The 22948-nt window shown below is 67.4% G+C and carries 19 protein-coding genes; 11 read left to right on the top strand and 8 right to left on the bottom strand.

What is annotated here, in order from left to right:
• Positions 1–137: 137 nt before the first annotated feature.
• Entirely contained in the window at positions 138–1244 is a 1107-nt protein-coding gene (locus ASE58_RS16075) for a 5-methyltetrahydropteroyltriglutamate--homocysteine S-methyltransferase (protein ID WP_055823493.1), read from the bottom strand.
• 219 nt (positions 1245–1463) lie between these two features.
• On the opposite strand from ASE58_RS16075, the gene ASE58_RS16070 reads away from it, so the two are divergent.
• From ASE58_RS16070 to ASE58_RS16040, 7 genes are all read left to right on the top strand, one after another.
• Positions 1464–2744 (top strand): MFS transporter, encoded by a 1281-nt coding sequence (locus ASE58_RS16070; protein WP_235515925.1) that lies wholly within the window; start codon positions 1464–1466, stop codon positions 2742–2744.
• A gap of 71 nt (positions 2745–2815) precedes the next feature.
• Positions 2816–4222: an aldehyde dehydrogenase gene (locus tag ASE58_RS16065; RefSeq protein ID WP_055823489.1), complete on the top strand. Its 1407-nt coding sequence runs from the start codon at positions 2816–2818 to the stop codon at positions 4220–4222.
• Between the two features lie 87 nt (positions 4223–4309).
• Complete coding sequence (locus ASE58_RS16060; protein ID WP_055823487.1) at positions 4310–5146, top strand: p-hydroxycinnamoyl CoA hydratase/lyase; 837 nt, start codon at positions 4310–4312, stop codon at positions 5144–5146.
• Between the two features lie 155 nt (positions 5147–5301).
• On the top strand, positions 5302–7395 hold the full coding sequence (locus ASE58_RS16055; protein WP_055823485.1) for an acetate--CoA ligase family protein: 2094 nt from the start codon (positions 5302–5304) through the stop codon (positions 7393–7395).
• A 92-nt stretch (positions 7396–7487) separates the two neighbouring features.
• Entirely contained in the window at positions 7488–9875 is a 2388-nt protein-coding gene (locus ASE58_RS16050; RefSeq protein ID WP_235513652.1) for a TonB-dependent receptor, read from the top strand.
• A gap of 176 nt (positions 9876–10051) precedes the next feature.
• On the top strand, positions 10052–11641 hold the full coding sequence (gene nadB, locus ASE58_RS16045) for an L-aspartate oxidase (protein ID WP_055762814.1): 1590 nt from the start codon (positions 10052–10054) through the stop codon (positions 11639–11641).
• A gap of 121 nt (positions 11642–11762) precedes the next feature.
• On the top strand, positions 11763–12839 hold the full coding sequence (locus tag ASE58_RS16040; protein ID WP_235513651.1) for a serine hydrolase: 1077 nt from the start codon (positions 11763–11765) through the stop codon (positions 12837–12839).
• Between the two features lie 40 nt (positions 12840–12879).
• Here the strand turns inward: ASE58_RS16040 and ASE58_RS16035 are convergent, their stop codons facing one another.
• Positions 12880–13962 carry a glycoside hydrolase family 43 protein gene (locus ASE58_RS16035; protein WP_082468139.1) on the bottom strand — a complete coding sequence of 361 codons (1083 nt, stop codon included), beginning with the start codon at positions 13960–13962 and terminating at the stop codon, positions 12880–12882.
• Positions 13940–14578, bottom strand: a complete 639-nt coding sequence (locus tag ASE58_RS16030; RefSeq protein WP_162233539.1) for an HAD-IA family hydrolase — start codon at positions 14576–14578, stop codon at positions 13940–13942. The genes ASE58_RS16035 and ASE58_RS16030 overlap by 23 nt, the downstream gene beginning before the upstream one ends.
• A 79-nt stretch (positions 14579–14657) precedes the next feature.
• On the opposite strand from ASE58_RS16030, the gene ASE58_RS16025 reads away from it, so the two are divergent.
• A complete protein-coding gene (locus tag ASE58_RS16025; protein ID WP_055823476.1) occupies positions 14658–14876 on the top strand; it encodes a hypothetical protein in 219 nt (72 codons plus the stop codon).
• Between the two features lie 60 nt (positions 14877–14936).
• Here the strand turns inward: ASE58_RS16025 and purH are convergent, their stop codons facing one another.
• Positions 14937–16526 carry a bifunctional phosphoribosylaminoimidazolecarboxamide formyltransferase/IMP cyclohydrolase gene (purH, locus tag ASE58_RS16020; protein WP_055823473.1) on the bottom strand — a complete coding sequence of 530 codons (1590 nt, stop codon included), beginning with the start codon at positions 16524–16526 and terminating at the stop codon, positions 14937–14939.
• 172 nt (positions 16527–16698) lie between these two features.
• Between purH and ASE58_RS16015 the strand changes: the two genes are divergently transcribed.
• The gene (locus tag ASE58_RS16015) at positions 16699–17478 is read left to right on the top strand and encodes an SDR family oxidoreductase (RefSeq protein ID WP_055823471.1); all 780 of its coding nucleotides are present in this window, start codon (positions 16699–16701) and stop codon (positions 17476–17478) included.
• 11 nt (positions 17479–17489) lie between these two features.
• On the opposite strand, the gene ASE58_RS16010 is transcribed toward ASE58_RS16015, so the two are convergent.
• The 4 genes from ASE58_RS16010 to ASE58_RS15995 form a co-directional block, all read right to left on the bottom strand.
• Positions 17490–18062 carry a hypothetical protein gene (locus ASE58_RS16010; protein ID WP_055823468.1) on the bottom strand — a complete coding sequence of 191 codons (573 nt, stop codon included), beginning with the start codon at positions 18060–18062 and terminating at the stop codon, positions 17490–17492.
• 18 nt (positions 18063–18080) lie between these two features.
• Positions 18081–19820 carry a heparinase II/III family protein gene (locus tag ASE58_RS16005; RefSeq protein ID WP_055823464.1) on the bottom strand — a complete coding sequence of 580 codons (1740 nt, stop codon included), beginning with the start codon at positions 19818–19820 and terminating at the stop codon, positions 18081–18083.
• Positions 19817–20476: a ribulose-phosphate 3-epimerase gene (gene rpe / locus ASE58_RS16000; protein WP_055823460.1), complete on the bottom strand. Its 660-nt coding sequence runs from the start codon at positions 20474–20476 to the stop codon at positions 19817–19819. The genes ASE58_RS16005 and rpe overlap by 4 nt, the downstream gene beginning before the upstream one ends.
• A gap of 310 nt (positions 20477–20786) precedes the next feature.
• A complete protein-coding gene (locus tag ASE58_RS15995) occupies positions 20787–22052 on the bottom strand; it encodes an RsmB/NOP family class I SAM-dependent RNA methyltransferase (RefSeq protein WP_055823458.1) in 1266 nt (421 codons plus the stop codon).
• Positions 22053–22140: 88 nt separating this feature from the next.
• Here ASE58_RS15995 and ASE58_RS17635 point away from each other — a divergent pair, with 88 nt between their 5' ends.
• Entirely contained in the window at positions 22141–22308 is a 168-nt protein-coding gene (locus ASE58_RS17635) for a DUF1674 domain-containing protein (RefSeq protein ID WP_082457151.1), read from the top strand.
• A gap of 157 nt (positions 22309–22465) precedes the next feature.
• Positions 22466–22933: a hypothetical protein gene (locus tag ASE58_RS18040; RefSeq protein ID WP_156347780.1), complete on the top strand. Its 468-nt coding sequence runs from the start codon at positions 22466–22468 to the stop codon at positions 22931–22933.
• Positions 22934–22948: the final 15 nt, after the last annotated feature.

Raw genomic sequence — 22948 nt, 5'->3', positions numbered from 1 at the left:
CCCCTCGTCTATCGCGCGGGCTAAGCTTAGCCTTCGCCGAGAACGCCGATTTCAGCCGGGGAATCTCATATGCGGCCAATTTTATAGGCGACGCCGGCCTTGTTGCCAGCGTCGCCATTCCGCATCATTCGCTATCCTCACCCCCACACATCGCGCGCGACATCGACGACGAGGCGGAGCTTTGCCGCCTGTTGTTCAACCTCGATATCGTTGCCGTGGACCGTCGAGGAAAAGCCGCATTGCGGCGACAGTGCCAGCTGATCGAGCGGGGCGAAGCGGGCGGCTTCGTCGATCCGGCGCTTCACATCGTCGGCGGTTTCGAGGTCGCCGAGCTTCGTAGTGACCAGCCCCAGCACCACCGTCTTGCCCTTCGGCAGAAAGCGCAACGGAGCGAAGTCGCCCGAGCGGGGATCGTCATATTCGAGGAAATAGCCGTCGATCGCCAGTTCGTTGAACAGCACCTCGGCGACCGGTTCATAGCCGCCCTCCGCCGCCCAGGACGAGCGGAAATTGCCGCGGCACAGATGAACGCAGACCGTCATGTCGTCGGGCCGGTCGCGGATCGATTCGTTGATGAGCCGCGCGTAGAGCCGGGGCAATTCGTCCGGGTCCATGCCGCGCTTGCGGGCATTTTCGCGCTGCGTCGCATCACACAGATAGGCGAGGTTCGTGTCGTCGAGCTGGAGATAGCGGCAGCCCGCATCGGCCAGGCTGGCGATTTCCGCGCGATAGGCGGCGGCAAGGTCAGTGTAGAAATCCTCCAGATCGGGATAGGTCGCGCCGTCGATCGCGTCGCGCCCGCCGCGAAAGTGCAGCATCGTCGGCGACGGGATCGTCACCTTGGGCGTGCGCGTCGTGCAGCTGGCGAGGAATTCGTAATCGGCGCGCTGGATATCGCGGGCATGGGTGACCTTGCCGGTGATCTTCATGACCGGCGGGGCATATTCCAGCGCCTTGCCACCGTGCTGGTGAAACTTGACCTGGGTGCCGCCGGCTTCCTCCACGCCGTCGAGCTGCAGCAGGAAATCGGTGTGGAAATAGGTGCGGCGGAATTCGCCGTCGGTAATGCCCTGCAGCCCGAGTTCCTCCTGAAACCGCACCACGTCGCGGATCGCCGCGTCCTCCGCCGCGCGCAACGCGGCCGCGTCGATCGTGCCGGCGCGATAGGCGTCGCGCGCCTCGATCAGCGCCTTTGGCCGCAGGAAACTGCCGACGTGATCGGCACGAAAGGGTGGGGTCGGCATCGTCTCTCTCTCCCGCGACCCTGTAGTTATCCACAGGGCAATCTGAAGTTATCCACAGTTATCCACAGGCTGGCGTGGATAACCACAACGATCGGCAGCGCCATGAGCAAGGCCGGTTGTCGCGGGCCGTCATAGCGGTATATGTTACCCGACATAACAAAAAACTGGAGAGGGTGCATGGTAAGCCACGACCCACGCATAGCGATCGATCAGGCACCGATGTCGCGATTCCAATGGGGGATCGTGGCGACCATGGTCGGGCTGAACGCGCTGGACGGATTCGACGTGTTGTCGATCAGCTTCGCCTCGCCCGGCATCGCCGCCGATTGGGGGATCGATCGCGCGGCGCTGGGCATCGTATTGTCGATGGAACTGGTCGGCATGGCGATCGGGTCGCTGTTCCTGGGCGGGGTCGCCGACCGGTTGGGGCGGCGTACGACGATCCTCGGCTGCCTGGGCATGATGACGATCGGCATGCTGGGTGCGGCCAGTGCGGGCGGTATCGTCGCGCTGTCGGTCTGGCGCGTCGCCACCGGTGTCGGCATCGGGGGGATGCTGGCATCGACCAACGCCGCCGTCGCCGAAGCCGCCAATGCGAAGCATCGCGCGCTGGCCGTCGTGCTGATGGCGGCGGGCTATCCGATCGGGACGATCGTCGGCGGATCGGTGTCGGCGGTGCTGCTGGCGCACTATGACTGGCGGGCGGTGTTCGTGTTCGGCGCGGCGTGCAGCGCGCTGTTCGTGCCCCTCGTCCTGTGGCGCGCGCCCGAATCGGTCGCGTTCCTGATGCATCGCCGGCCCCCCGACGCACTGGCACGGATCAACGCCACGCTGCGGCGGATGGGGCATGGCGCCGTCGACGCATTGCCCGATCCCGAGCCGAAGGGCGTCGCCGCAAAGGCACCGGTGGTCGCGCTGTTTTCCCCTGCGCTGTTGCGCACCACGCTGGCGCTGACACTCGCCTATCTGGCGCACATCATGACCTTCTATTTCATCCTGAAGTGGATTCCGAAGATCGTGGTCGACATGGGCTTTCCCGCACCGCAGGCGGCGGGGGTGCTGGTCTGGGCCAGCATCGGCGGGGCGACGGGATCGCTGATCCTCGGGCTGCTGACGGGCAAGGTGCGGGTGCTGGCGCTGACCATCGGCGCGATGCTGTTGTCGACCGCGCTCGTCATCGTGTTCGGGCGCGCGCAGAGCGACTTGGCCGGCCTGTCGATCGTTGCAGCCGCCGCCGGCTTTGCGACGAATGCCGGGGTCGTCGGCCTCTATGCGCTGGTCGCCGAGCGCTTTCCGACATCCGCCCGCGCCACTGCGACCGGCTTCGTCATCGGCGTCGGGCGCGGCGGGTCGGCGCTGGCGCCGATGGTCGCCGGATTCCTGTTCGCCGCCGGCTATGGGTTGCAGACGGTTGCGGTACTGATGGGCATCGGGTCGCTGGTCGCGGCGGTCGCACTGCTGCTGCTGCGCGGCAGGCCGACGGTGGCGGTCGCGCGATAGGCGAATTGCCCGATTGACGCGCCAAGCGACTCGATTTAGGTATGGTGCATAACAAATAAGGAGAGGCCGCCATGGTGTCCGCCAAGACATTCGATCGGATCAACCCCGTGACCGGCGCGGTCGCGACCACCGCAGAGGCGTTCGGCCCGGCAGAGGCGAATGCCGCAGTCGAGCAGGCTGCCGCTGCCTTTCCGGCATGGTCGGCGCTCGGCCCCAATGCCCGCCGCGCCGCGCTGACCAAGGCGGCAGATGCGCTGGCCGGCAAGGGCGACCAGTTCGTCGAGGCGATGATGGGCGAGATCGGCGCGACCGAGGGGTGGGCGCGCTTCAACCTGATGCTGGCGGTGTCGATGGTGCGCGAGGCCGCTGCGCTGACCACGCAGATCGCGGGTGAGGTGATCCCGTCGGACAAACCGGGTTGCATCGCGATGGCGCTGCGCGAACCGGTCGGCGTCATGCTGGGCATCGCGCCGTGGAACGCGCCGATCATTTTAGGTGTGCGCGCGGTCGCAGCACCACTGGCGTGCGGCAACACGGTCGTGCTGAAGGCGAGCGAGCAATGCCCGCACACCCACAGCCTGATCGCCGAAGCCTTTGCCGAGGCGTTGCCCGCAGGCGCGGTGACGATCGTCACCAATGCGCCCGAAGACGCCGGTGAGGTCGTCGGCGCGCTGATCGACAATCCCCATATCCGCCGGATCAACTTCACCGGTTCGACCCATGTCGGCCGGATCATCGCGAAGCGCGCCGCCGAGCATCTGAAGCCGGTGCTGCTGGAGCTGGGTGGCAAGGCGCCGCTGATCGTGCTGGACGATGCCGATCTGGACGAGGCGGTAAAGGCCGCCGCGTTCGGCGCGTTCATGAACCAGGGCCAGATCTGCATGTCGACCGAGCGGATCATCGTCGTAGAGAGCGTCGCCGATGCCTTTGTCGAGAAATTCGCTGCCAAGGTCGGCACGATGGCGGTCGGTGATCCGCGCGAAGGCAAGACCCCGCTGGGCGCGGTGGTCGACCAGAAGACGGTCGATCACGTCCAGTCGCTGATCGACGATGCGGTGGCGGCCGGCGCGGTGCAGGTGAATGGCGGCGACGCGAACGGCGTGCTGATGCCCGCCCATGTCATCGATAAGGTGACGCCGACCATGAAGCTGTTCCGTGACGAGAGCTTCGGCCCGGTCGTCGGCGTCATCCGCGCGCGCGACGAGGATCATGCAATTACCCTCGCCAACGACACCGCCTATGGCCTGTCGGCATCGGTCTTCACCCGCGATACGGCGCGGGGCCTGCGCGTTGCGAAACGCATCCAGTCGGGCATCTGCCACGTCAATGGCCCGACCGTGCATGACGAGGCGCAGATGCCGTTCGGCGGCGTGAAGGCATCCGGCTATGGCCGGTTCGGCGGCCGGGCGGGGATCGACGCCTTTACCGAACTGCGCTGGATCACGATCGAGACCCAGCCGGGCCATTACCCGATCTGACGCGACCGCGCGCACGGCGCACCGCATTTCCCATTCGACATTCTCGCCGGCGAACCTGACCGCCGGCGCCAGCAAGAGGTTTGCACCATGACCGAAACGAGTAGCAACGGCGTCGTCGCCTATGATGTCGAGGGTGGCATCGCCTGGGTACGGTTCAACCGTCCCGAAAAGCGCAACGCGATGAGCCCCACGCTCAACCGCGACATGATGGAGGTCCTCGATGCGCTGGAGTTCCGCGACGATGTGGGCGTGCTGGTGCTGTCGGGCGAAGGGCCGGCGTGGACCGCGGGCATGGATTTGAAGGAATATTTCCGCGAGACGGAATCGCAGGGGCTGGCCGGCACGCGCAAGGCGCAGCGCGAGAGCTATGGCTGGTGGCGGCGGTTGCGCTGGTTCCAGAAGCCGACGATCGCGATGGTCAATGGCTGGTGCTTCGGCGGCGGTTACGGCCCGCTGTTCGCCTGCGACCTGGCCTTTGCCGCCGAGGAGGCGAAGTTCGGCCTGTCGGAGATCAACTGGGGCATCCTGCCCGGCGGTGGTGCCACCAAGGTGGCGCAGGAGCTGATGCCGTTCCGCAAAGCCATGTACCACGCGATGATGGGCGAAAATATCGACGGCAGGACCGCCGTCGAATGGGGCCTGGTCAACGAGGCGCTGCCGCTCGATCAGCTCAAGGACCGCGTGACCGACGTCGCCAAGGTGCTGCTGGCGAAGAACCCGGTCGCGTTGAAGGCGACCAAGGATGCGATGAAGCGCGTCGGCGTCATGAGCTATGACGATGCCGAGGACTATCTGGTCCGCGCGCAGGAAGCGGCCAATTCCTACGACAGCGACGGTCGCAAGGAAGGCATCCGGCAGTTCATCGACGAGAAGAGCTACAAGCCGGGGCTGGGCGCGTACGACAAGGACCGCGCCAAGGCCTGACCGCTCAAATCCTCCCCGGAATGGGGAGGGGGACCATGCGCAGCATGGTGGAGGGGGGTGCCCGCAACCGGAACGGCCGTATTGCATGGCTAACCCCCTCCGTCAGCGCTGTCGCGCTGCCACCTCCCCGTGCCGGGGAGGATTGAGGACATTCGATGCCCGACCTTTCCCGCCTGCTCACCCCCCGTTCGGTCGTCATCGTCGGCGCGTCGCCGACGCCCGGCGCGCTGGGCAATGCGGTGCTGCGCAACCTCGAACGGCACGGCTATGCCGGCGATATCCACCTCATCAACCCGAAGCGCGACACGATCGACGGGCGGCCCTGCCTGACATCGATCGACGCGTTGCCGATGGGAGTCGATGCGGCGGTTCTGGCGATACCGGGGCCGGCGGTGCTGGGCGCGGTGCGCGCGCTGGCGGCACGCGGGGTCGGTGCGGCGATCATCTTTTCGGCCGGCTTCGCCGAAGGGGGCGAGGAGGGGCTGGCAGCGCAAGCCGAAGTCGCCCGGATCGCCGCCGAACACGACATGGTGGTCGAGGGGCCGAACTGCCTCGGCCTCGTCAACTATGCCGCCGGCGTGCCGCTGACCTTTGTCGAGGCGCCGGTGCTCGACCTGACCGGCAAGCCGGCAGTCGGCATCGTCAGCCAGTCGGGCGCGATGGCGGTGGTGCTGGGCACCACGCTGATGGCGAAGGACCTCGGCATCACCGTATCGGTATCGACCGGCAACGAAGCGGCGTCGGGCGTCGAGGACTATGTCGAGCATCTGATCGCCGACCCGGCGACGCAGGCAATCGCGATGATCGTCGAACAATTCCGCCAGCCCGCGCGCTTTTTGCGCCTTGCGGAACAGGCACGCGCGGCAGGCAAGCATATCGTCCTGCTCCATCCCGGCACGTCGAGCGCGGCGCGCGAAAGCGCCGCGACGCATACCGGCGCGATGGCCGGCGACTGGCAGCTGATGAAGGCGAAGGTAGAACGTGCCGGCGTGGTGCTGGTCGACAGCCTCGAGGCGCTGGGCGATGTCGTCGACCTCGCGGTGCGGGCAAAGCCGGTGCGGCGCGGCGGCACGGCGGTGCTGACCGAAAGCGGCGCGTTCAAGGCGCTGACCCTCGACCTTGCCGAAGCGATCGGCCTCGACCTGCCGCCGATGGCGGGGGCGACGGCGGAGGCAATGCGCGGCGCGATCCCCGATTTCATTCCCGTGTCGAACCCAATGGACCTGACCGCGCAGGCGCTGGTCGATCCCGACCTGTATCGCCGCACGCTGATCCCGCTGCTGGCCGACGACGCCTATGCCGCGTTGGTATTCGGTATCATCCAGACCGATCCGGCAACCTCGGCGCGCAAATTCCCCGCGATCATCGATGCGGTGCGCGCGCTGGCCCCGGACAAGCCGGTGATCTTTGCCGGGCTGGACGACGGCGCGCCGGTACCGGGCGAGTATATCGCCGGGCTGCGCGCGATCGGCGTCCCCTATTTCCCCTCGCCCGACCGCGCCTTTCGCGCGCTGCGCCACCTGTTGCGCCATGCCGCGCGCGACTTTGCGGTGGCGGAGGCCGATCCGGTCGCGCTCGATCTGCCGGGCGGGGTGATCCCCGAATATCGTGCCAAGGACCTGCTGGCCCCGGTCGGCATCCCGTTCCCGGCGGGCGGGTTCGCCGCGACCGTTGCCGAGGCGCAGGCGATCGCCCGCCGCATCGGCTATCCGGTCGCGATCAAGGCGCAGGCCGCCGCGCTCAGCCACAAGAGCGATGCCGGCGGCGTCATCCTGAACATTGCCGACGATGCCGCATTGGCGGCGGCATGGGACCGGCTCTACGCCAATGTCGCCGCATACGACGCGACCATCGCGCTCGAGGGCACGCAGGTGGAGGCGATGGGTCGGCGCGGTGTCGAATTGATCGTCGGCGCGCGCAACGATCCCGACTGGGGGCCGGTGATCCTGGTCGGGTTCGGTGGCGTTACCGCCGAACTGCTCCACGACGTCCGGCTGTTGGCCGTGGACCTGACCACGCAAGCGATCGTCGCCGAACTGCGCGCGCTCAAACAGGGGGCGTTGCTCGACGGCTATCGCGGTTCGCCCGCGCTCGACGTCGATGCGGTCGCCGCGCTGATCGCCGGGCTGGGCCGGGTGCTGGCGGGGACGCCATCGATCCGCGAAATCGATCTGAACCCGGTGGTCGTCTATCCGAAGGGCAAGGGGGTCGTCGCGCTCGACGCACTGATCCTGGCGGAGGGCAGCTAGTTCTTAACCATTACAGTTATTGACAATAGCATTTGCTCGCGTAGCCTGCGGGAAAAGGGGAGCGACAGATCTCCCCATCCTGGGAGGATGCTATGACTGGCCTTCGTTCGTCGATGGTTGCGGTGCTGCACTGTCATGCCGCGATCGGTGCCCTGGCGGTTGCCGCCATCCCTGTCGCCGCCGCCGCGCAGGACACGCCGCCCACCGCCCAGGCGGAGGAGGGCGAGATCATCGTCACCGCCCGCCGCCGCGCGGAAAGCCTGCAGGATACGCCGGTCGCGATTTCGGCGTTCACGTCGGACATGCTCGACCAGCGCCAGATCGTGCAGACCCAGGACCTCGAGCGCGTCACCCCCAGCCTGCAGTTCAAGCCGGCGGGGCAGCTGTCGGGCAACAGCGCGGCATCGGTCGTGTTCATCCGCGGCGTGGGACAGGTCGATCCGACCGCCGCGGTCGATCCGGGCGTCGGCATCTATCTCGATGAAGTCTATCTCGGCCGCGCGGTCGGCGGGGCGATCGATTTCGGCGATATCGATGGCGTGGAGGTGCTGCGCGGGCCGCAGGGGACGCTGTTCGGGCGCAACACCATCGGTGGCGCGATCCTGGTGCGCACCCGCCAGCCGGAACTGGGCAAGACCAGCGTCCGCGCCCGCCTCCGCGTCGGCGATTACAATCTGCGCGAAGGGTTCGCGGCGGTGAACGTGCCGCTGGGCGAGACGCTGGCCGCGCGCGTGTCGGGCGGATTCCGCCGCCGCGACGGCTATGTCATCCGCGCGGTCGACGGCCTCGATCTGGGCAACGAGAATGGCTATTCGCTCAACGGCGCGGTGAAGTGGGAACCGTCTAGCGACTTCGACCTGTTCCTGCGCGCCGATTATTCGCGCCGCGACGAACATGGCGCACCGTTCGTGCTGGCCGGCGTCAACGAACAGGCCCCGGTCGCCGCCATCGCCAGCGTCGCCGCCGGCTGCCCCGGCGCGACCATCCCCTTTTCCCCGATCGTGCCCGGCGATCCTCGCTTCGGCGCGCCCAACGTGCCCCTTATCAACGACGCGCGCTGCGCCAATGATTTGCAGGCGAAGGGCGATTTCGTGAACGGCGGCAACGCGGCGGTGATGAGCATGTCGGAGGTGTGGGGCGTCGCCGGCACCGCCAACATCCATCTGACCGATCAGGCACTGGTGAAGCTGATTACCGCGTACCGCGAAACCAGCTCGCGCGGCATCCGCGATGCCGACAACACCCCGCTGACGCTCATCACTACCGATGTCGGGTCGAAATCCAACCAGTTCAGCCAGGAGGTTCAGCTCCAGCTCGATTTCGGCAAGATCAGCGGCATCCTCGGCGGCTATTATTTCAACGAATCGACCGATGAGCGCGCGACGGTCTTCCTCGCCTTCCCGCCCTCGCCGCCGGTCATCCGTTCGCTGCTGGCCGGCGGCCCCGGCAGCCGCGACCTGCAGGTCTCGCGCCTCAAGACCAATTCGGTCGCGCTGTTCGGGGAAGCCACCTGGTCGCCGACCACCCGGCTGGAGCTGACCGGGGGCCTGCGCTACACCTCCGACCGCAAATATTATCAGGGGACGGTGCTGAACCTGTTCCCCGCGACCCAGCCCGACCCCAACCCCCTGCCGCAGCTGGCGACGACGCAAGGCGGGCCGCTGTTCATCTTCCCCCGCCCGTTCCAGCGCGATTTCGCCGCGCTGACCGGTTCGGCCAGCGTGCAATATCGCTGGAGCGGCGCGGTCAGCACCTATGCGTCCTATGCCAAGAGCTTCAAGTCGGGCGGCTTCAACACGCGCTATAATGCGGCGACGTCGAACAACCTGCCGGTGCCGTTCTCGGACGAAAGCGTCACCAGCTACGAAGTCGGCATGAAGACCAATATCGGCCGGTTGCGCCTGAACCTCGCCGCGTTCCAGGCGGAATATCAGGATATCCAGCTGATCTTCCGCCAGGGGGTCGTGCCGCTGCTGTTCAACGCCGGCGAAGCGCGCATTCGCGGGCTGGAGGCGGAGGCGAACTGGCGCGCGCCATGGGGGCTGATGGTCGATGGCGGCCTGAGCGTGCTGAAGGACAAGATCAAGAGCATCACCCCGATTCCCGGCGCGACCGCGACCGTGACGCCGAACGACGACCTGCCCTTCACCCCCGACATCCAGGCCAATCTCGGCCTGGCGTACAAGATCGAACTGGGGAACGGCACGACGCTGACCCCGCGCGTCGATGGCAGCTATACGTCGAAGATCACTTTCATCACCGGCAGCATTCCGCTGATCGAGGAGGACGGCTATTTCGTTGGCAACGGGTCGGTCGCACTGAAGCTGGCCAACGGGATCGAGATCAGCGCGGGCGTGAACAACATCCTCGACCAGCGCTATCTGATCCAGGGCAACGCCTCGCTCGCGACGCTTGGCTATGCGGAACGCATCTTCGCCCGCCCGCGCACCTGGTTCGCACAGCTGTCGACGTCGTTCTAACCTGCTGTTCGTCACCCCGGGCTTGACCCGGGGTCCCGCTTCTTTCCGCCGCCAGAAGAAGCGGGACCGCGGATCAAGTCCGGGGTGACGGTGGTGGATGGGCGTTGTCCTACCCCCACGCTTGTCACGCCCTACGAAACCCGCCTAGTCGTCGGACAGAGCAACCGGAGCGCATCTTGTCCCACGACCCTGCCCAGAGCGATATCCTCATCATCGGGTCGGGGGCTGCCGGCCTGACCGCCGCGCTGCACCTGGCGGAACGCTTCCGCGTGACGGTGCTGGCGAAGGGCGCGCTGAACGAAGGGTCGACGGCGTGGGCGCAGGGCGGGATCGCCGCCGTGCTCGAACCCGGCGACACGTTCGAGAACCATGTCGAGGATACAATGGTCGCCGGTGCCGGCCTCAACGATCGTGCTGTCGTCGAATTCGTCGTGGAGAGCGCACCCGCCGCGATCGAGCGGCTGGCGGCGCTGGGCGTGCCGTTCAACATGGAGGGCGAGGCGCTGCACCTGACGCGCGAGGGCGGCCATTCGCACCGGCGCATCGTCCATGTCGACGACGCCACCGGCTGGGCGGTGCAGGAGGCGCTGATCCGCGCGGCAAAGGCGCATCCCAACATCACCCTGCGGCCTGACATGGTCGCGGTCGACCTCGCCACCAGCCGGCATGAGCAGCGTTATTCGGGCGCGGGCAATGTGTGGGGGGTCTATGCCTTCGACCGCACGACCGACCGGGTCGAGCTGTTCACTGCGCGCGCGACGATCCTTGCCACCGGCGGGGCGGGGCGCACCTATTTGTTCAGCACCGCGCCGCGCGGCGCGACCGGCGACGGCATCGCCATGGCGTGGCGCGCGGGGTGCCGCGTGTCGAACATGGAATTCATGCAGTTCCACCCGACCTGCCTCTACAATCTGGAGGTCAAGAACTTCCTGATCACCGAAGCGGTGCGCGGTGAGGGCGGCAAGCTGATCAACCCGACCACGGGCAAGAATTTCATGCCCTATTACGACCCTCGCGCCGAACTGGCCCCGCGCGACATCGTGGCACGGGCGATCGATGCGGAGATCAAGCGCTTCGGCCTCGATTACGTCCATCTCGACATCAGCCACATGGACCCGGCGTTCGTGCGCGGACACTTTCCCAACATCTATGAAAAGCTGCTGGGCCTCGGCATCGACATGACCCGCCAGCCGATCCCGGTGGTGCCGGCGCAGCACTATACGTGCGGCGGGGTGGTGATCGACCGCGACGGGCGCACCGACCTGCCCGGCCTCTATGCGGTCGGCGAAGTATCGCAATCGGGGCTGCACGGTGCGAACCGCCTCGCGTCCAACTCGCTGCTGGAATGTTTCGTGTTCGGCGAAGCGGCGGCAAAGGACATCGCCGCGCGCTGGGACACCCTGCCGCCGCCGCCCGCCATCCGGGGCTGGGACGAAAGCCGGGTGACCGATTCCGACGAGGAAGTGGTCATCAAGCAGAACTGGACCGAAATCCGCCGTTTCATGTGGAATTATGTCGGCATCGTCCGCTCGACCAAGCGGCTGGAGCGCGCGCGCCACCGCATCGCGCTGCTGGCCGAGGAGGTTGCCGATTATTATGGCCATTTCCGCGTGACCGCCGACCTGATCGAACTGCGCAACCTGCTGCAATCCGCCGACCTGATCGTGCAGTCGGCACTCAAGCGCAAGGAAAGCCGGGGCCTGCACTACACGCTTGATTACCCCGAAACCGGGCACGAGGCGGTCGACACCATACTCGTTCCATAAGACGTGCTGCCATTCGTCGTCCCTGTGGGGGGATTCGTCGCAAGCGGATCGGCCCGGCCTGTTATGTTAATACCCGGACAAGCATGGTTACCGCATATTCCGGGGTGAGATGGTCGCACACATGTTGAATCGAATCGGGTCGCGCAACGCGGCGCTGATGGTGGCGGTGATGGCGCTGGGCGGTGCCGGGTTGGCAACGCGCACCTTGCCGCCGACGGCGCAGGCCGCGCCGCAGCGCTATGCCGTGCCGGTGCCGCTGCCCGCACAGACCCGGCCCGCCCCGCCGGCCCTCGTCGCGGCGATCAATGCGCTCGGTGACGGGTTCCAGGGCAGGGTCGGCATCGCGGTGCGCAGCATCGATGACGGCTGGGTCGTGGGCCATGCGATGGACCAGCGGATGCCGCAGCAATCGGTCAGCAAATTGTGGGTCGCGCTGACCACGATGAACGCGATCGACGAAGGGCGCTATGCGCTCGACACCCCGGTCACGATCACCCGCAGCGACCTGACCCTGTTTCACCAGCCGATCGCCTATCTGATGAAGGACGGCGTGTTCACCACGACCGTCGGCGACCTGCTGCGCCGCGCGCTGACGATGAGCGACAATACCGCCAACGACAAGCTGCTGAACCTAGCCGGCGGGCCGATCGCGGTGCGCGACTTCATCGCCAGCCGGGGTCTCGGCAATATCCGCTTCGGTCCGGGCGAACGGCTGCTCCAGGCAAAGACCGCCGGCCTGCCGTGGCGGCAGGAATATTCGCAGGGCAACGCCTTTGCCCTGGCACGCTCGCGGCTCGACCCCAATGTCCGCCGTGCGGCGTATCAGGCCTACGTCGCCGATCCGCCCGATGGCGCGGGTGCGGGTGCCGTCGCCGATGCGCTGGCCCGGCTGCACCACGGGATGCTGCTGTCGCCGACATCGACCCGCTGGCTGCTCGACACGATGAGCCACACCCGCACCGGCCGCGCCCGCATCCGCGCAGCACTGCCCGCCGGGTGGAGCGTCGCGCACAAGACCGGCACCGGACAGGATCTGGGCGGACGCACGGCGGGCTTCAACGACGTCGGCATCCTGACCGCGCCGGACGGCAAATCCTATGCCGTCGCGGTAATGATCGGCGACACCTCACGCCCGGTGCAGGAACGCCAGCAACTGATCCAGACGGTCGTATCGTCGATCGTCGCGGTGCACGGATAGGACGATCACGCCGTTCCCCCGCCCGCGCGGGGGAGCGGCCCTATCGTTTCCCCAGCAACCTCGGCCCCACGCCCTTATCGGTAATCACCACCGGCACGATGCTGCCATCGGCGCGGAAGGTCAGGCGGTCGATTGCGACTTCGCGGTGGTTGCCGTCGGTTTCGGTCAGCGGGCGGCGGTGATAGACGATGACCCAGTCGTCGGTGCCCGGAATCTGCAACAGCGAATGGTGGCCTGCCCCGCGCGCCACCCGCGCATCCTGTTGCAGCACCACCCCGCGCGGCGTGAACGGCCCCAGCGCGGTCGGCCCCGTGGCATAGGCGACGCGGTAGTCCGGCCCGGTCCAGTCCCCCTCCGACCACATCAGGTAATAGACGCCCTTGCGCTTTGCCATGAACGGCCCCTCGACATAATCGGGGGAGGGGGTGATCGATTTGAACAGGGTGCCATCGGCGAACGGCACGATACCGGTCAGCGTATCGGACAGGCGCACGACGTTGCAGTGCTTCCACCCGCCATAATAGAGATAGACCTGCCCGTCATCGTCGCGAAACGCCATCTGGTCGATCGGCTGCGCGCCGCCGATGATCTTGCCGATCAGCGGCTTGCCGATCGCATCGCGGAATGGCCCTTCCGGCCGATCCGCCACCGCGACGCCGATGCCGCCGGTCTGCGCATCGTTCTTGATGTCGTTCGCACCAAAGAACAGGTAATAGCGCCCGCGATGCTCGATCGCCGACGGCGCCCACATCGAATAGGCCGCCCAGCCGACCCGCTCCACATCCAGCACGCGCGGATGCCGCGTCCAATGCACCAGGTCGGGCGAGGAAAAGGCGTCGAGGAACGTCTGGCGCAGGAACGGGTGCCAGATATGCGGGGCCTTGCGCTCGTTCGCCTGCCATGGCGTGAAGGGGCTGGTCGGCGCAGGCGTGCCCTGATCGGCGGAATAGGTCGGGTAGATCCAGTATCGCCCGCGAAAGATGCGGATTTCAGGATCGGCATACCAGCCCGGAAACGCCGGATTGGCCGCCAGCGCCGCGCGCGGCAGCGCCAGCGACGCGCCCAGCCCGGCCAGCAGCGTACGGCGATCGACGCGTAGGTCAGCGATAGTCGGTGATCGCATAGGTCCCTTCCTCTGCCGCGACGCGGGGGCCGACGATCGCGACCGCTGCTCCCGCCGCCTTGCCCGCCGCGACACCGGCGGGCGAATCCTCGAACACCAGACAGTCCGTGGTGGCGACGCCGAGCCGTTCGGCGGCGAGGCGGAACCCCTGCGGGTCGGGCTTGCCGCGCGTCACATCCTCTGCGGTGACGAAGACGTCGGGCACCGGCAGGCCGATGGCGCGCAACCGCACTTCCGCCAGGTTGCGCGGCGCGGAGGTGACGATTGCCCATTCCTGTGGGGCAAGCGTGGCGATCAGGTCATGGATGCCTGGGATCGGCACGACACCAGCGACATCTTCCAGCTCGGCAGCGTTCAGCCACGCGGCCTCGGCGTCGATGTCCATGCCCGGCGTAGCGAAGCGTCGCACCGTATCTTCGCCCCGTACACCGTGGCACTCAGCAATCAGCGTATCCGCATCGATGCTATGCCGATCGCACCAGCGCCGCCAGACCCGCTCGACCGCTTCCGAGGAATCAAGCAGCGTCCCGTCCATGTCGAACAGGAACGCGGCGTAGGCGGCATTGTGGAACGACGGCATGAAGGCGGTCGTACCGGGTGGGAGCGGGCGAGGCAAATCGCGATCGATAACGCGACGGGGGTATTGAAGCGTTCGCCCTGCCTCTGCCATGCTAAAGGCCAGGAGGACGAAAACGATGAAAATTCTGGCTTATCTGCTGTTGGCAGCCGCCATGGTTGGTGGCTTTGTCGGCCCGATCGTGACCGGCGCCTACGTGGCCGGTGCCGTTGGCGGGGCTGCGCAACTCTTCCCGGCAAACGTCTGTGCATGGCCCATGGTGTTTGGCGTCTTGGCGGCAATCGGTGCCCTGACGCCGCCGGTCATCGCCGAGCGCAACGGATGGCTCGCTTGGTAAAAGCGGCCCGGAAAACAAGCATCGGCGCAACCTCCCGGTCTCGCCGACGCTCTTTACCGATCAATGCCGGAAGTGGCGCATGCCCGTGAACACCATCGCGAGGCCCGCTTCGTCGGCCGCCGCGATGACCTCTTCGTCGCGGATCGATCCGCCCGGCTGGATCACCGCCGTCGCCCCGGCCTCGACCGCGGCCAGCAGGCCGTCGGCGAAGGGGAAGAATGCGTCCGACGCGACCGCCGACCCGGTGGTGCGTGCCTCGCTCCAACCGGCCTTGTCTGCGGCATCCTTCGCCTTCCACGCGGCGATACGCGCCGATTCCAGCCGGTTCATCTGGCCGGCACCGATGCCCGCCGTGCTGCCGTCCTTGGCATAGACGATCGCGTTCGACTTCACATGCTTGGCGACGGTCCACGCAAAGCGGCAGTCGGCCAGTTCCTGATCCGTCGGCTGGCGCTTGGTCACGACCTTCAGGTCGACCTGACCCAGATTGCCGCCATCACGCGACTGGACCAGCAGCCCGCCGGCAATAGTCTTGACCATCAGCCCGCCACGCGCCGGATCGGGCAGGTCGCCGGTCAGCAGCAGGCGGAGGTTCTTCTTGGCAGCGAACACCGCCTTCGCCTCGTCATCGGCTGAGGGGGCGGCGACGACTTCGGTGAAGATGCCGCTGATCGCGCGCGCGGTTTCGCCGTCCAAGGGACGGTTGACCGCAATGATCCCGCCGAATGCCGACACGCTGTCACACGCCAGTGCCGCCTGATACGCCTCGATCAAGGTCTCGCCGGTCGCGACGCCGCACGGATTGGCGTGCTTGACGATGACCACCGTCGGCGGGCCGTCGCGAAACTCGCTGACCAGCTCCAAAGCGGCATCGGCGTCGTTATAGTTGTTGTAGCTCAGCGCCTTGCCCTGCACCTGCTCCGCCTGCGCGATGCCGCGCGCGGCGGGGCCGCGCGGGATGTAGAGCGACGCCGACTGGTGCGGGTTCTCGCCATAGCGCAGCTCCGCGCCACGGGTGAAGGCGAGGGGGAGCGTGTCGGGAAACGCCTGCCCCTGATCGGCAAAGGCGAACCACTGCGCGATCGCCGAGTCATAGGCGGCGGTGGCGGCATAGGCCTTGGCGGCGAAGCGGCGGCGGGTGGCGAGGGTCGTCGCGCCGCCGGTTTCGGCCAGCTCGGCGATCAGCGCGGCATAGTCGGCCGGATCGGTGACGATCGCGACGGCATCATGGTTCTTTGCGGCCGAGCGGACCATCGACGGGCCGCCGATATCGATATTCTCGATGATCGTGTCGCGGTCGGCGCCCTTGGCCACGGTCGCTTCGAACGGATAGAGGTTCACGACGACGATATCGATCGCGCCGATGCCGTGTTCGTCCATCGACGCGACATGCTGCGGATTGTCGCGCACCGCCAGCAGCCCGCCATGGACCACCGGGTGCAGCGTCTTGACCCGCCCGTCCATCATTTCAGGGAACCCGGTCAGCTCCGAAATGTCGCGGACGGTCAGGCCCGCTTCGCGCAAGGCGCTGGCGGTGCCGCCGGTGGAAACCAGCTCGACGCCATGGGCAGCAAGGGCGGTGGCGAGGTCGACGATGCCGCTCTTGTCGGAAACCGAAAGGAGCGCGCGCTGTGCGGTGACATGATCCATGGCCGCGCCCTTTCGCGCGAATGGCGCGGCGGGGCAAGGGGGCGCGGCTTGCGACTTTCGGCGGGTCGGCCTAGCCTGCACGCCGTCCCAGATGGAGTCGGAACGATGGTCCAGTCCCTCAGCTGAACCGGCGGAGCGTCCGCCGCACGATCACGCGTACAGGGACTTCATCATGCAACGTCTGCAATCGAAAATCTGCGTCGTCACCGGCGCGGCGCGCGGGATCGGCCACGCCATCGCCGCCCGTTTCCATGAAGAGGGCGGCACCGTCGTCCTGACCGACAGCGACCGGCACGCCGGACAGGCCGCCGCCGATGCGCTCGGCTGTCGCTTCCTGCCCCTCGACGTTCGCGAGGAGGATGACTGGGCGCGGCTGGCGGACGACGTGCCGGTGGCCGATGTCGTGGTCAACAATGCCGGCGTGACCGGGTTCGAAGGCGGCATGGTCGCCCATGATCCCGAACATGCGTCACTGGCGGATTGGCGCGCGGTCCATGCCGTCAATCTCGACGGCACGTTCCTCGGCTGTCGCTATGCGATCGGCGCGATGAAGGGGGCGGCGAGCGGATCGATCATCAACATCTCATCGCGCTCCGGGCTGGTCGGCATTCCGGGGGCGGCGGCCTATGCCTCGTCGAAGGCGGCGATCCGCAACCACAGCAAGACGGTCGCGCTCTATTGCGCGCAGAACGGCTGGCGCATCCGCTGCAATTCGCTCCACCCGGCGGCGATCCTGACCCCGATCTGGGAGCCAATGCTGGGCGACGGCCCCGACCGCGCGGCGCGGATGGCGGCGCTGGTGGCGGATACGCCGCTCAAACGCTTCGGACTGCCGGAGGAAGTCGCGGCGGTCGCCGCAATGCTGGCATCGGACGAAGCGACCTATATCACCGGGACCGAGGTCAATATCGACGGCGGGCTGCTCGCCGGATCGGCGGCGTCGCCGGGGTGACGGAATAGCAGTTAGCCCTTCTTCACCGACATCGGCACGGCGCAGCCATAGGCCTTGTGATAGGACTGCCCCCAACACCGCAGGAAGCCGTCGAGGACGTTCAGGTTCATCGGCCAACGTATCGTCATCGGCTTGCCGTCCGGGCCGCGCGCATCGGCCAGCTCGGGCGGCCTGGGCAGCACGGCCAGCGCGGCGCGGGCACGCTCGAGTCCCACCCGATCGCCGCGCAGGAACGCGATGCTGCCATCGACATACAGGTTCCAGCCCCAGGCCCGGTCCTTCTCGGCGGGCTTGCGGCTCTGTGCGAACAACGCGATCGCACGTGCGGTCTGGCCTAGCTCAGCGCGCATCTGACCCTCGTGCCAGAACAGGATCTTGGCATTCGGCTGGTCGGACGGGTGCGCGGCGCGCCAATCGCGGATCAGGTCGGCCGCTTCAGCGTCGCAGCCCCGCTTCGACAGCGCGCGCCAGCCGCCGTCCATGTCCTGATCGAACGCCTGCTGTTCCAGCGCCAGCATTGCCGCCAGGTCATAGCGGCAATCGGGGGCGGGGAGGGCGAACAACGCAGCGGCCAGCAGTAACATCACCCTATCCCCTCAACCCTACCGCGCCCGGTGGAACCGCCATGAAAAGTCATGCCCGCCCGCCGGGGTCGCGCCCGACAGGACCAGCTGGAACGTCGGCACCGGCGTGCCGCCCTCATCGATCCACAGGCTTTCCTCGACGCCCAGCGTCGCGCCCTTGCAGCGGAACTGCCACACCGGGCCGCCATCGGGAATGCGCAGGAACGCGGCCTGTCCGTCCGGCGTCGGCGCGATCTCGATGCCGGGTGCCAGATGGAAACGCGCGACGAAGCCTGTGTCGCCCTTGCGCCCGCGCCGGCCGGTCGGGATCAGCATGTCCTCACCCTGCACGTCGCGGCCATCGGCGCTGAGGGTCAGCACGCGGCGATGCTGGAAGCCCAGCCGCCTGGCATAGCCGTCATGTGCGACCTCGATCCGGCTGATCGCGTCGCTTTCCTGCCGGTGCATGTCGACCACGCCGACCCCCTTGCCCAGCGACCCGTCGGCATGGATCGCGGTCGAATTGGCATCGGCCAGTACCAGAGTCGAATGGGCGGCGGTGGTGCGCAGCGCGCGGCGCAGCTCGGGCGAAAGCGTCAGCAGCGCGGCGCCCGCACCGCCGCAATTGACGACGATCCGCTGCCCGCCGTCCGACAGTTCGAACGCCAGCGTCGATGCACAGCCCTCGCGCGCCGCCCGCGCCACCGGCGGCGGCGCGGAATCGACTATCAGTACGGTGCGCCCGGCGGCTAACCGTTGGTAACCCCAGTCGCCTGCATGCCGTAGCGGGCGGGTGCGCACCCCGGTCGCCGCGACGACATCGGCGATGCGTTCGCCGTCGACCGGCCCCGATCCCTGCCAGCAGGCGAGGCCACCCTCGCCATGGCACACGCCCAGCAGCGCGGCGACCATCCGGGTCAGCGCCAGCCCCTGCGCCTCGGGCACGTCCATCCGCCGCGCGGCATAGATTTCGCGAAGCGCCGCCAGCGTCATCACCGCGTCGAGCTGTTCGGCGGGCGATCGGCCGACGATGCCGCCATCCTCGAACAGGCCGGTCGTCAGCGCCCGCGCAAGGCCATGTTCGCCGAACGCCCGGCGCGGATCGCCGCCGGGAATGACCAGCCCGGCGGCGACCACGCCCGCCCAGGCGGTGATCGCGCGAATCCCCGCCGGCGCCTTGCCCGCTTCACCGTCCAGATGCCGGGCGGCGCGGGCGATCGTGTTGAGCACGCGCGAGCGATAGACCAGATCGGTCGACGACAGGATCAGCGGCGCATGCGCGATCCAGAACAGCATCCGCCGCCCGGTGACATGCGCGCTCCATGCCGGTTCCGACACCCGTTCGCCATGCGCCGCCAGCCATTGCAGCATCAGCGTCTCGGCGATCGGCACCGCCGTCACCCGTGGCGCGACGCTCGACAAGTCGCGCAGCCATGCGAAGCTGTGGAGATGTTCGGCAAAGGCGGCGGAGAATTTGGGCCGGTCGAGGCCGAGGCGATCGATCGGTACCGCCTCGCCCCGGAACATCAGCTCGCCGCGTAGCAATGCCTGCCCGCGCGCGATATCGCCGAAGAACGGATCGTCGGCGACCGCGATCAGCTTGAGCGGATGCCGCCCCTTCAGCCGCAGGCCGTGCAGCGGCGTGCGCCACGCAAGCCGCTGCAATTTCTCGGCAATCCGTTCGGACAGCGACAGCCCGGTGCCGCCACCCTGCCGCACCAGCCGTTTGCCGACGTCGATCTCGCCCCGCGGTTCGTCGATCGGCTGGGGCGGGATCATGCGCCGCGCAGTGCGGCGATATTCGCGGCATAGGCGGTCGGGCCGCCGGTAAAGGTCGCGGTGCCGGCGACCAGGCAGTCGGCTCCGGCGGCAATCGCCTTGGGCGCGGTCACCCGGTCGATCCCGCCATCGACCTGCAGGTCGATCTGCCGGCCCGTCGCGTCGATTTTGCCACGCAGCGCCTCGATCTTGCGCAGTTGGCTGTCGATGAACTTCTGTCCGCCGAACCCTGGATTGACGCTCATCACCAGCAGCAGGTCGGTCAGGTCGATCACCTGGTCGACCACCTCGACCGGGGTGCCGGGGTTCAGCACGACGCCCGCGCGCTTGCCCAGCGCCTTGATCCGCTGGAGCGTGCGGTGCAGGTGCGGCCCCGATTCCGGATGGACCGACAGGATGTCGGCACCCGCCTCGGCGAACGCCTCCACCAGCGGATCGACCGGCGACACCATCAGGTGGACGTCGAACGGCTTGGGGCTATGCGGGCGCAGCGCCTTCACCACCGCCGGGCCGATCGTCAGGTTCGGCACGAAATGCCCGTCCATCACATCGATATGGATCCAGTCCGCGCCGGCGGCATCGATCGCACGGACTTCCTCGCCCAGCTTGGCGAAGTCGGCGGACAGGATGGAGGGCGCGATACGGACGGGTTGCATGGCATTCGTCCTAGCACGGTCTGCCGATGCGGCAAGACTTGCTTAGGGTCTGTCCTCAACCGCAATAAGGATCGTGATCGCCCGTGGATGGCCGCCCACGAGAAGTGCAGCGCAGTCGGGTAGCTGCGCTACCCGCAAGCAAGCGACGATGCTGGGCGGCCATCCACGGACGACCGCGCAGCGGCGGGCGGATTTTGGCGCCAGGCGGCGTCGCGTGTCGGTCACGATGCTTACGCATCGCTCCCTCCTTATTCCTGGCCTGGCGCCAAAATCCGCTCCGTCACGACCTTATTGCGATTGAGTACAGACCCTAACCCTCCTGTCGCCGCAGCCGGACGATGAAGAACCCGTCCAGCCCGCCCTGCTCGGCCAGCATCCCCGGCAGCGTGCGGACATAGCCGCGTTCATGCGCCGTCACGCCCTCGGGCAACTCGTCCGCCGTCGCCAGCTCTACGGCGTAATCCGGCCGCGCAGACAGGAACCGGTCAAGCTGCGCCTCGCCCTCGGCCGGCTCCAGCGAACAGGTGGCATAGACCAGCCGCCCGCCCGGCTTCACCCAGTCGGCGGCACGCGCCAGCAACCGCGCCTGCAACGCCGCCGTTTCCGCAATGATGCTCGGCCGCACGCGGTGCAGCACATCGGGGTGGCGGCGGAAGATGCCGGTCGCGCTGCACGGCGCGTCGAGCAGGATCGCGTCGACCGGCTCGGCCGGCTTCCACACCAGCGCATCACCGGTCACGACCGTTGCCGACAGCCCGGTACGCTCCATATTCTCGGTCAGGCGCATCAGCCGGCTCGCCGAATTGTCGAGCGCGGTCACGTCCCATCCCGCGGCGGCCAGCTGCAGCGTCTTGCCGCCCGGCGCGGCGCAAAGGTCGAGCGCATGGCCCGGCCCCTTGCCCAGCAACCGCGCCGGGATCGACGCCGCCAGGTCCTGCACCCACCACTGCCCCTCGGCATAGCCCGGCAGGTCGGCAATGGCGCCATGTTCGGCCAGACGCCGGTGATGCGGGGCCAGCGCCACGCCCTCCGGCCCGTCCTCACCCTTTAACGACAGGTCGACCGGCGGCTGCTGCGCGATCGCCTGTGCCGCCGCGATCACCATGTCCTCGCCCCATGCCGCGACCCAGCGCGCATCGGTATCGGCGGGCAGCGTCGCGGCATCGGGCAGCCGCGCATTGCCGCGCATCAGCGTCCCGAACACCCCGTGCACCAGCTTGCGCGGGCCACCATCCACCAGCGGCAGCGCGGTCGCGATCGCGGCGTGCGGCGGCGTGTTCAGCACCAGCGCCTGTGCCAGCGCCACGCGCAGCACGAACCGCGCCTTGGCATCGTCGGGCAGCGGCCGCTGCGTCGCGCTGTCGATCAGCGCGTCGAGATCGGGCAGGCGACGCAGCACGGCGGCGGCAATGGCATGGGCCAGCCCGCGATCCTCACGCCGGTCCAGCTCGGACGTAGCACTCGCCAGCGCCGCCTCCAGCGGCAATCCGCGCCGGATGACGGCATCAAGCAGTTTCAGCGCGGCACGGCGCGCGGGCACGCCGGGCGCTTCGGGGGCAAGACGGGGGCGGGCCATGATTGGGTTCCCATGTGGAAAAGGGGGTACTTGAATCCTGTCGCCGATCCGCCAAGTGCAGGCCTAAGCGAACCGGAAAGGACCCCCTATGGGCAAGCGACCGCCACATGTGAAGCCGCCAGCGCATCTCTCCAAGTCGCCGCCGGTACCGACTCCCGAGCCGATCCCTGAAAAACCGGACGCCGACGACCCGCTGGGTCTCAGCCCGACGCGCTATGGCGACTGGACGCACAAGGGCATCGCGGTCGACTTTTGAGCGGCTGCCGCGCCTCGCCGTTCCGCCGAACGGCGCGGCGGTTAAGGCCGCCGGTTATCGTGCAAGAGACGCCTTGCGCGGAATGGCGGGGGTGTCCGCCCACGCCTACTTGTGGACATTTAGCCGGGCACATACCGTGGCTGGAAGGAGACGTTCGATGCCTTCCCGCGCTTCGGTGTTATGGATGTTGACCGCCTTACTGATAGCGGCATATCCAGTTCCGAACTTCATTTACTGGCCTGAAATTCTGAAGTCAGGCGTTCTTCCTGTCGATGGCGACAGCATCGGCATACCCATGTTTGGCAGCTTGCTCGTGACGCTGGTGGTGTCGCCCATAGTCATCGGCATGGCTTGGATGTGTTATCGGCGCTACAATCCATCCACCCGGTTTCTTGTTTATCGTTTGGATCGCCCTTTGCGCAGCGCCGTTGCGACGGGAATTTTTGGCGTCAGCGCCGCTATTATATGTTTTGCTGCGCTGGCTGACGCCGTCAGAGCAATGCCGTGGTATGAGTATCTTTGGCCCGCATATATGCTGTTTATATCGGCGTGGCTCTTAACGCTAAGAGCTTCATTCATTCAACAACATACCGTTCAAGAGGCGGAGGCCGAACCGCTTCAATAGTCCGCCGCATGTAGG

Origin of the sequence: Sphingomonas sp. Leaf9, assembly GCF_001421355.1 — a bacterium.
Classification (GTDB): Bacteria; Pseudomonadota; Alphaproteobacteria; order Sphingomonadales; family Sphingomonadaceae; genus Sphingomonas.
The sequence above is the reverse complement of the archived record's forward strand: the minus strand, read 5'-3'. Positions and strand labels throughout refer to the sequence as shown.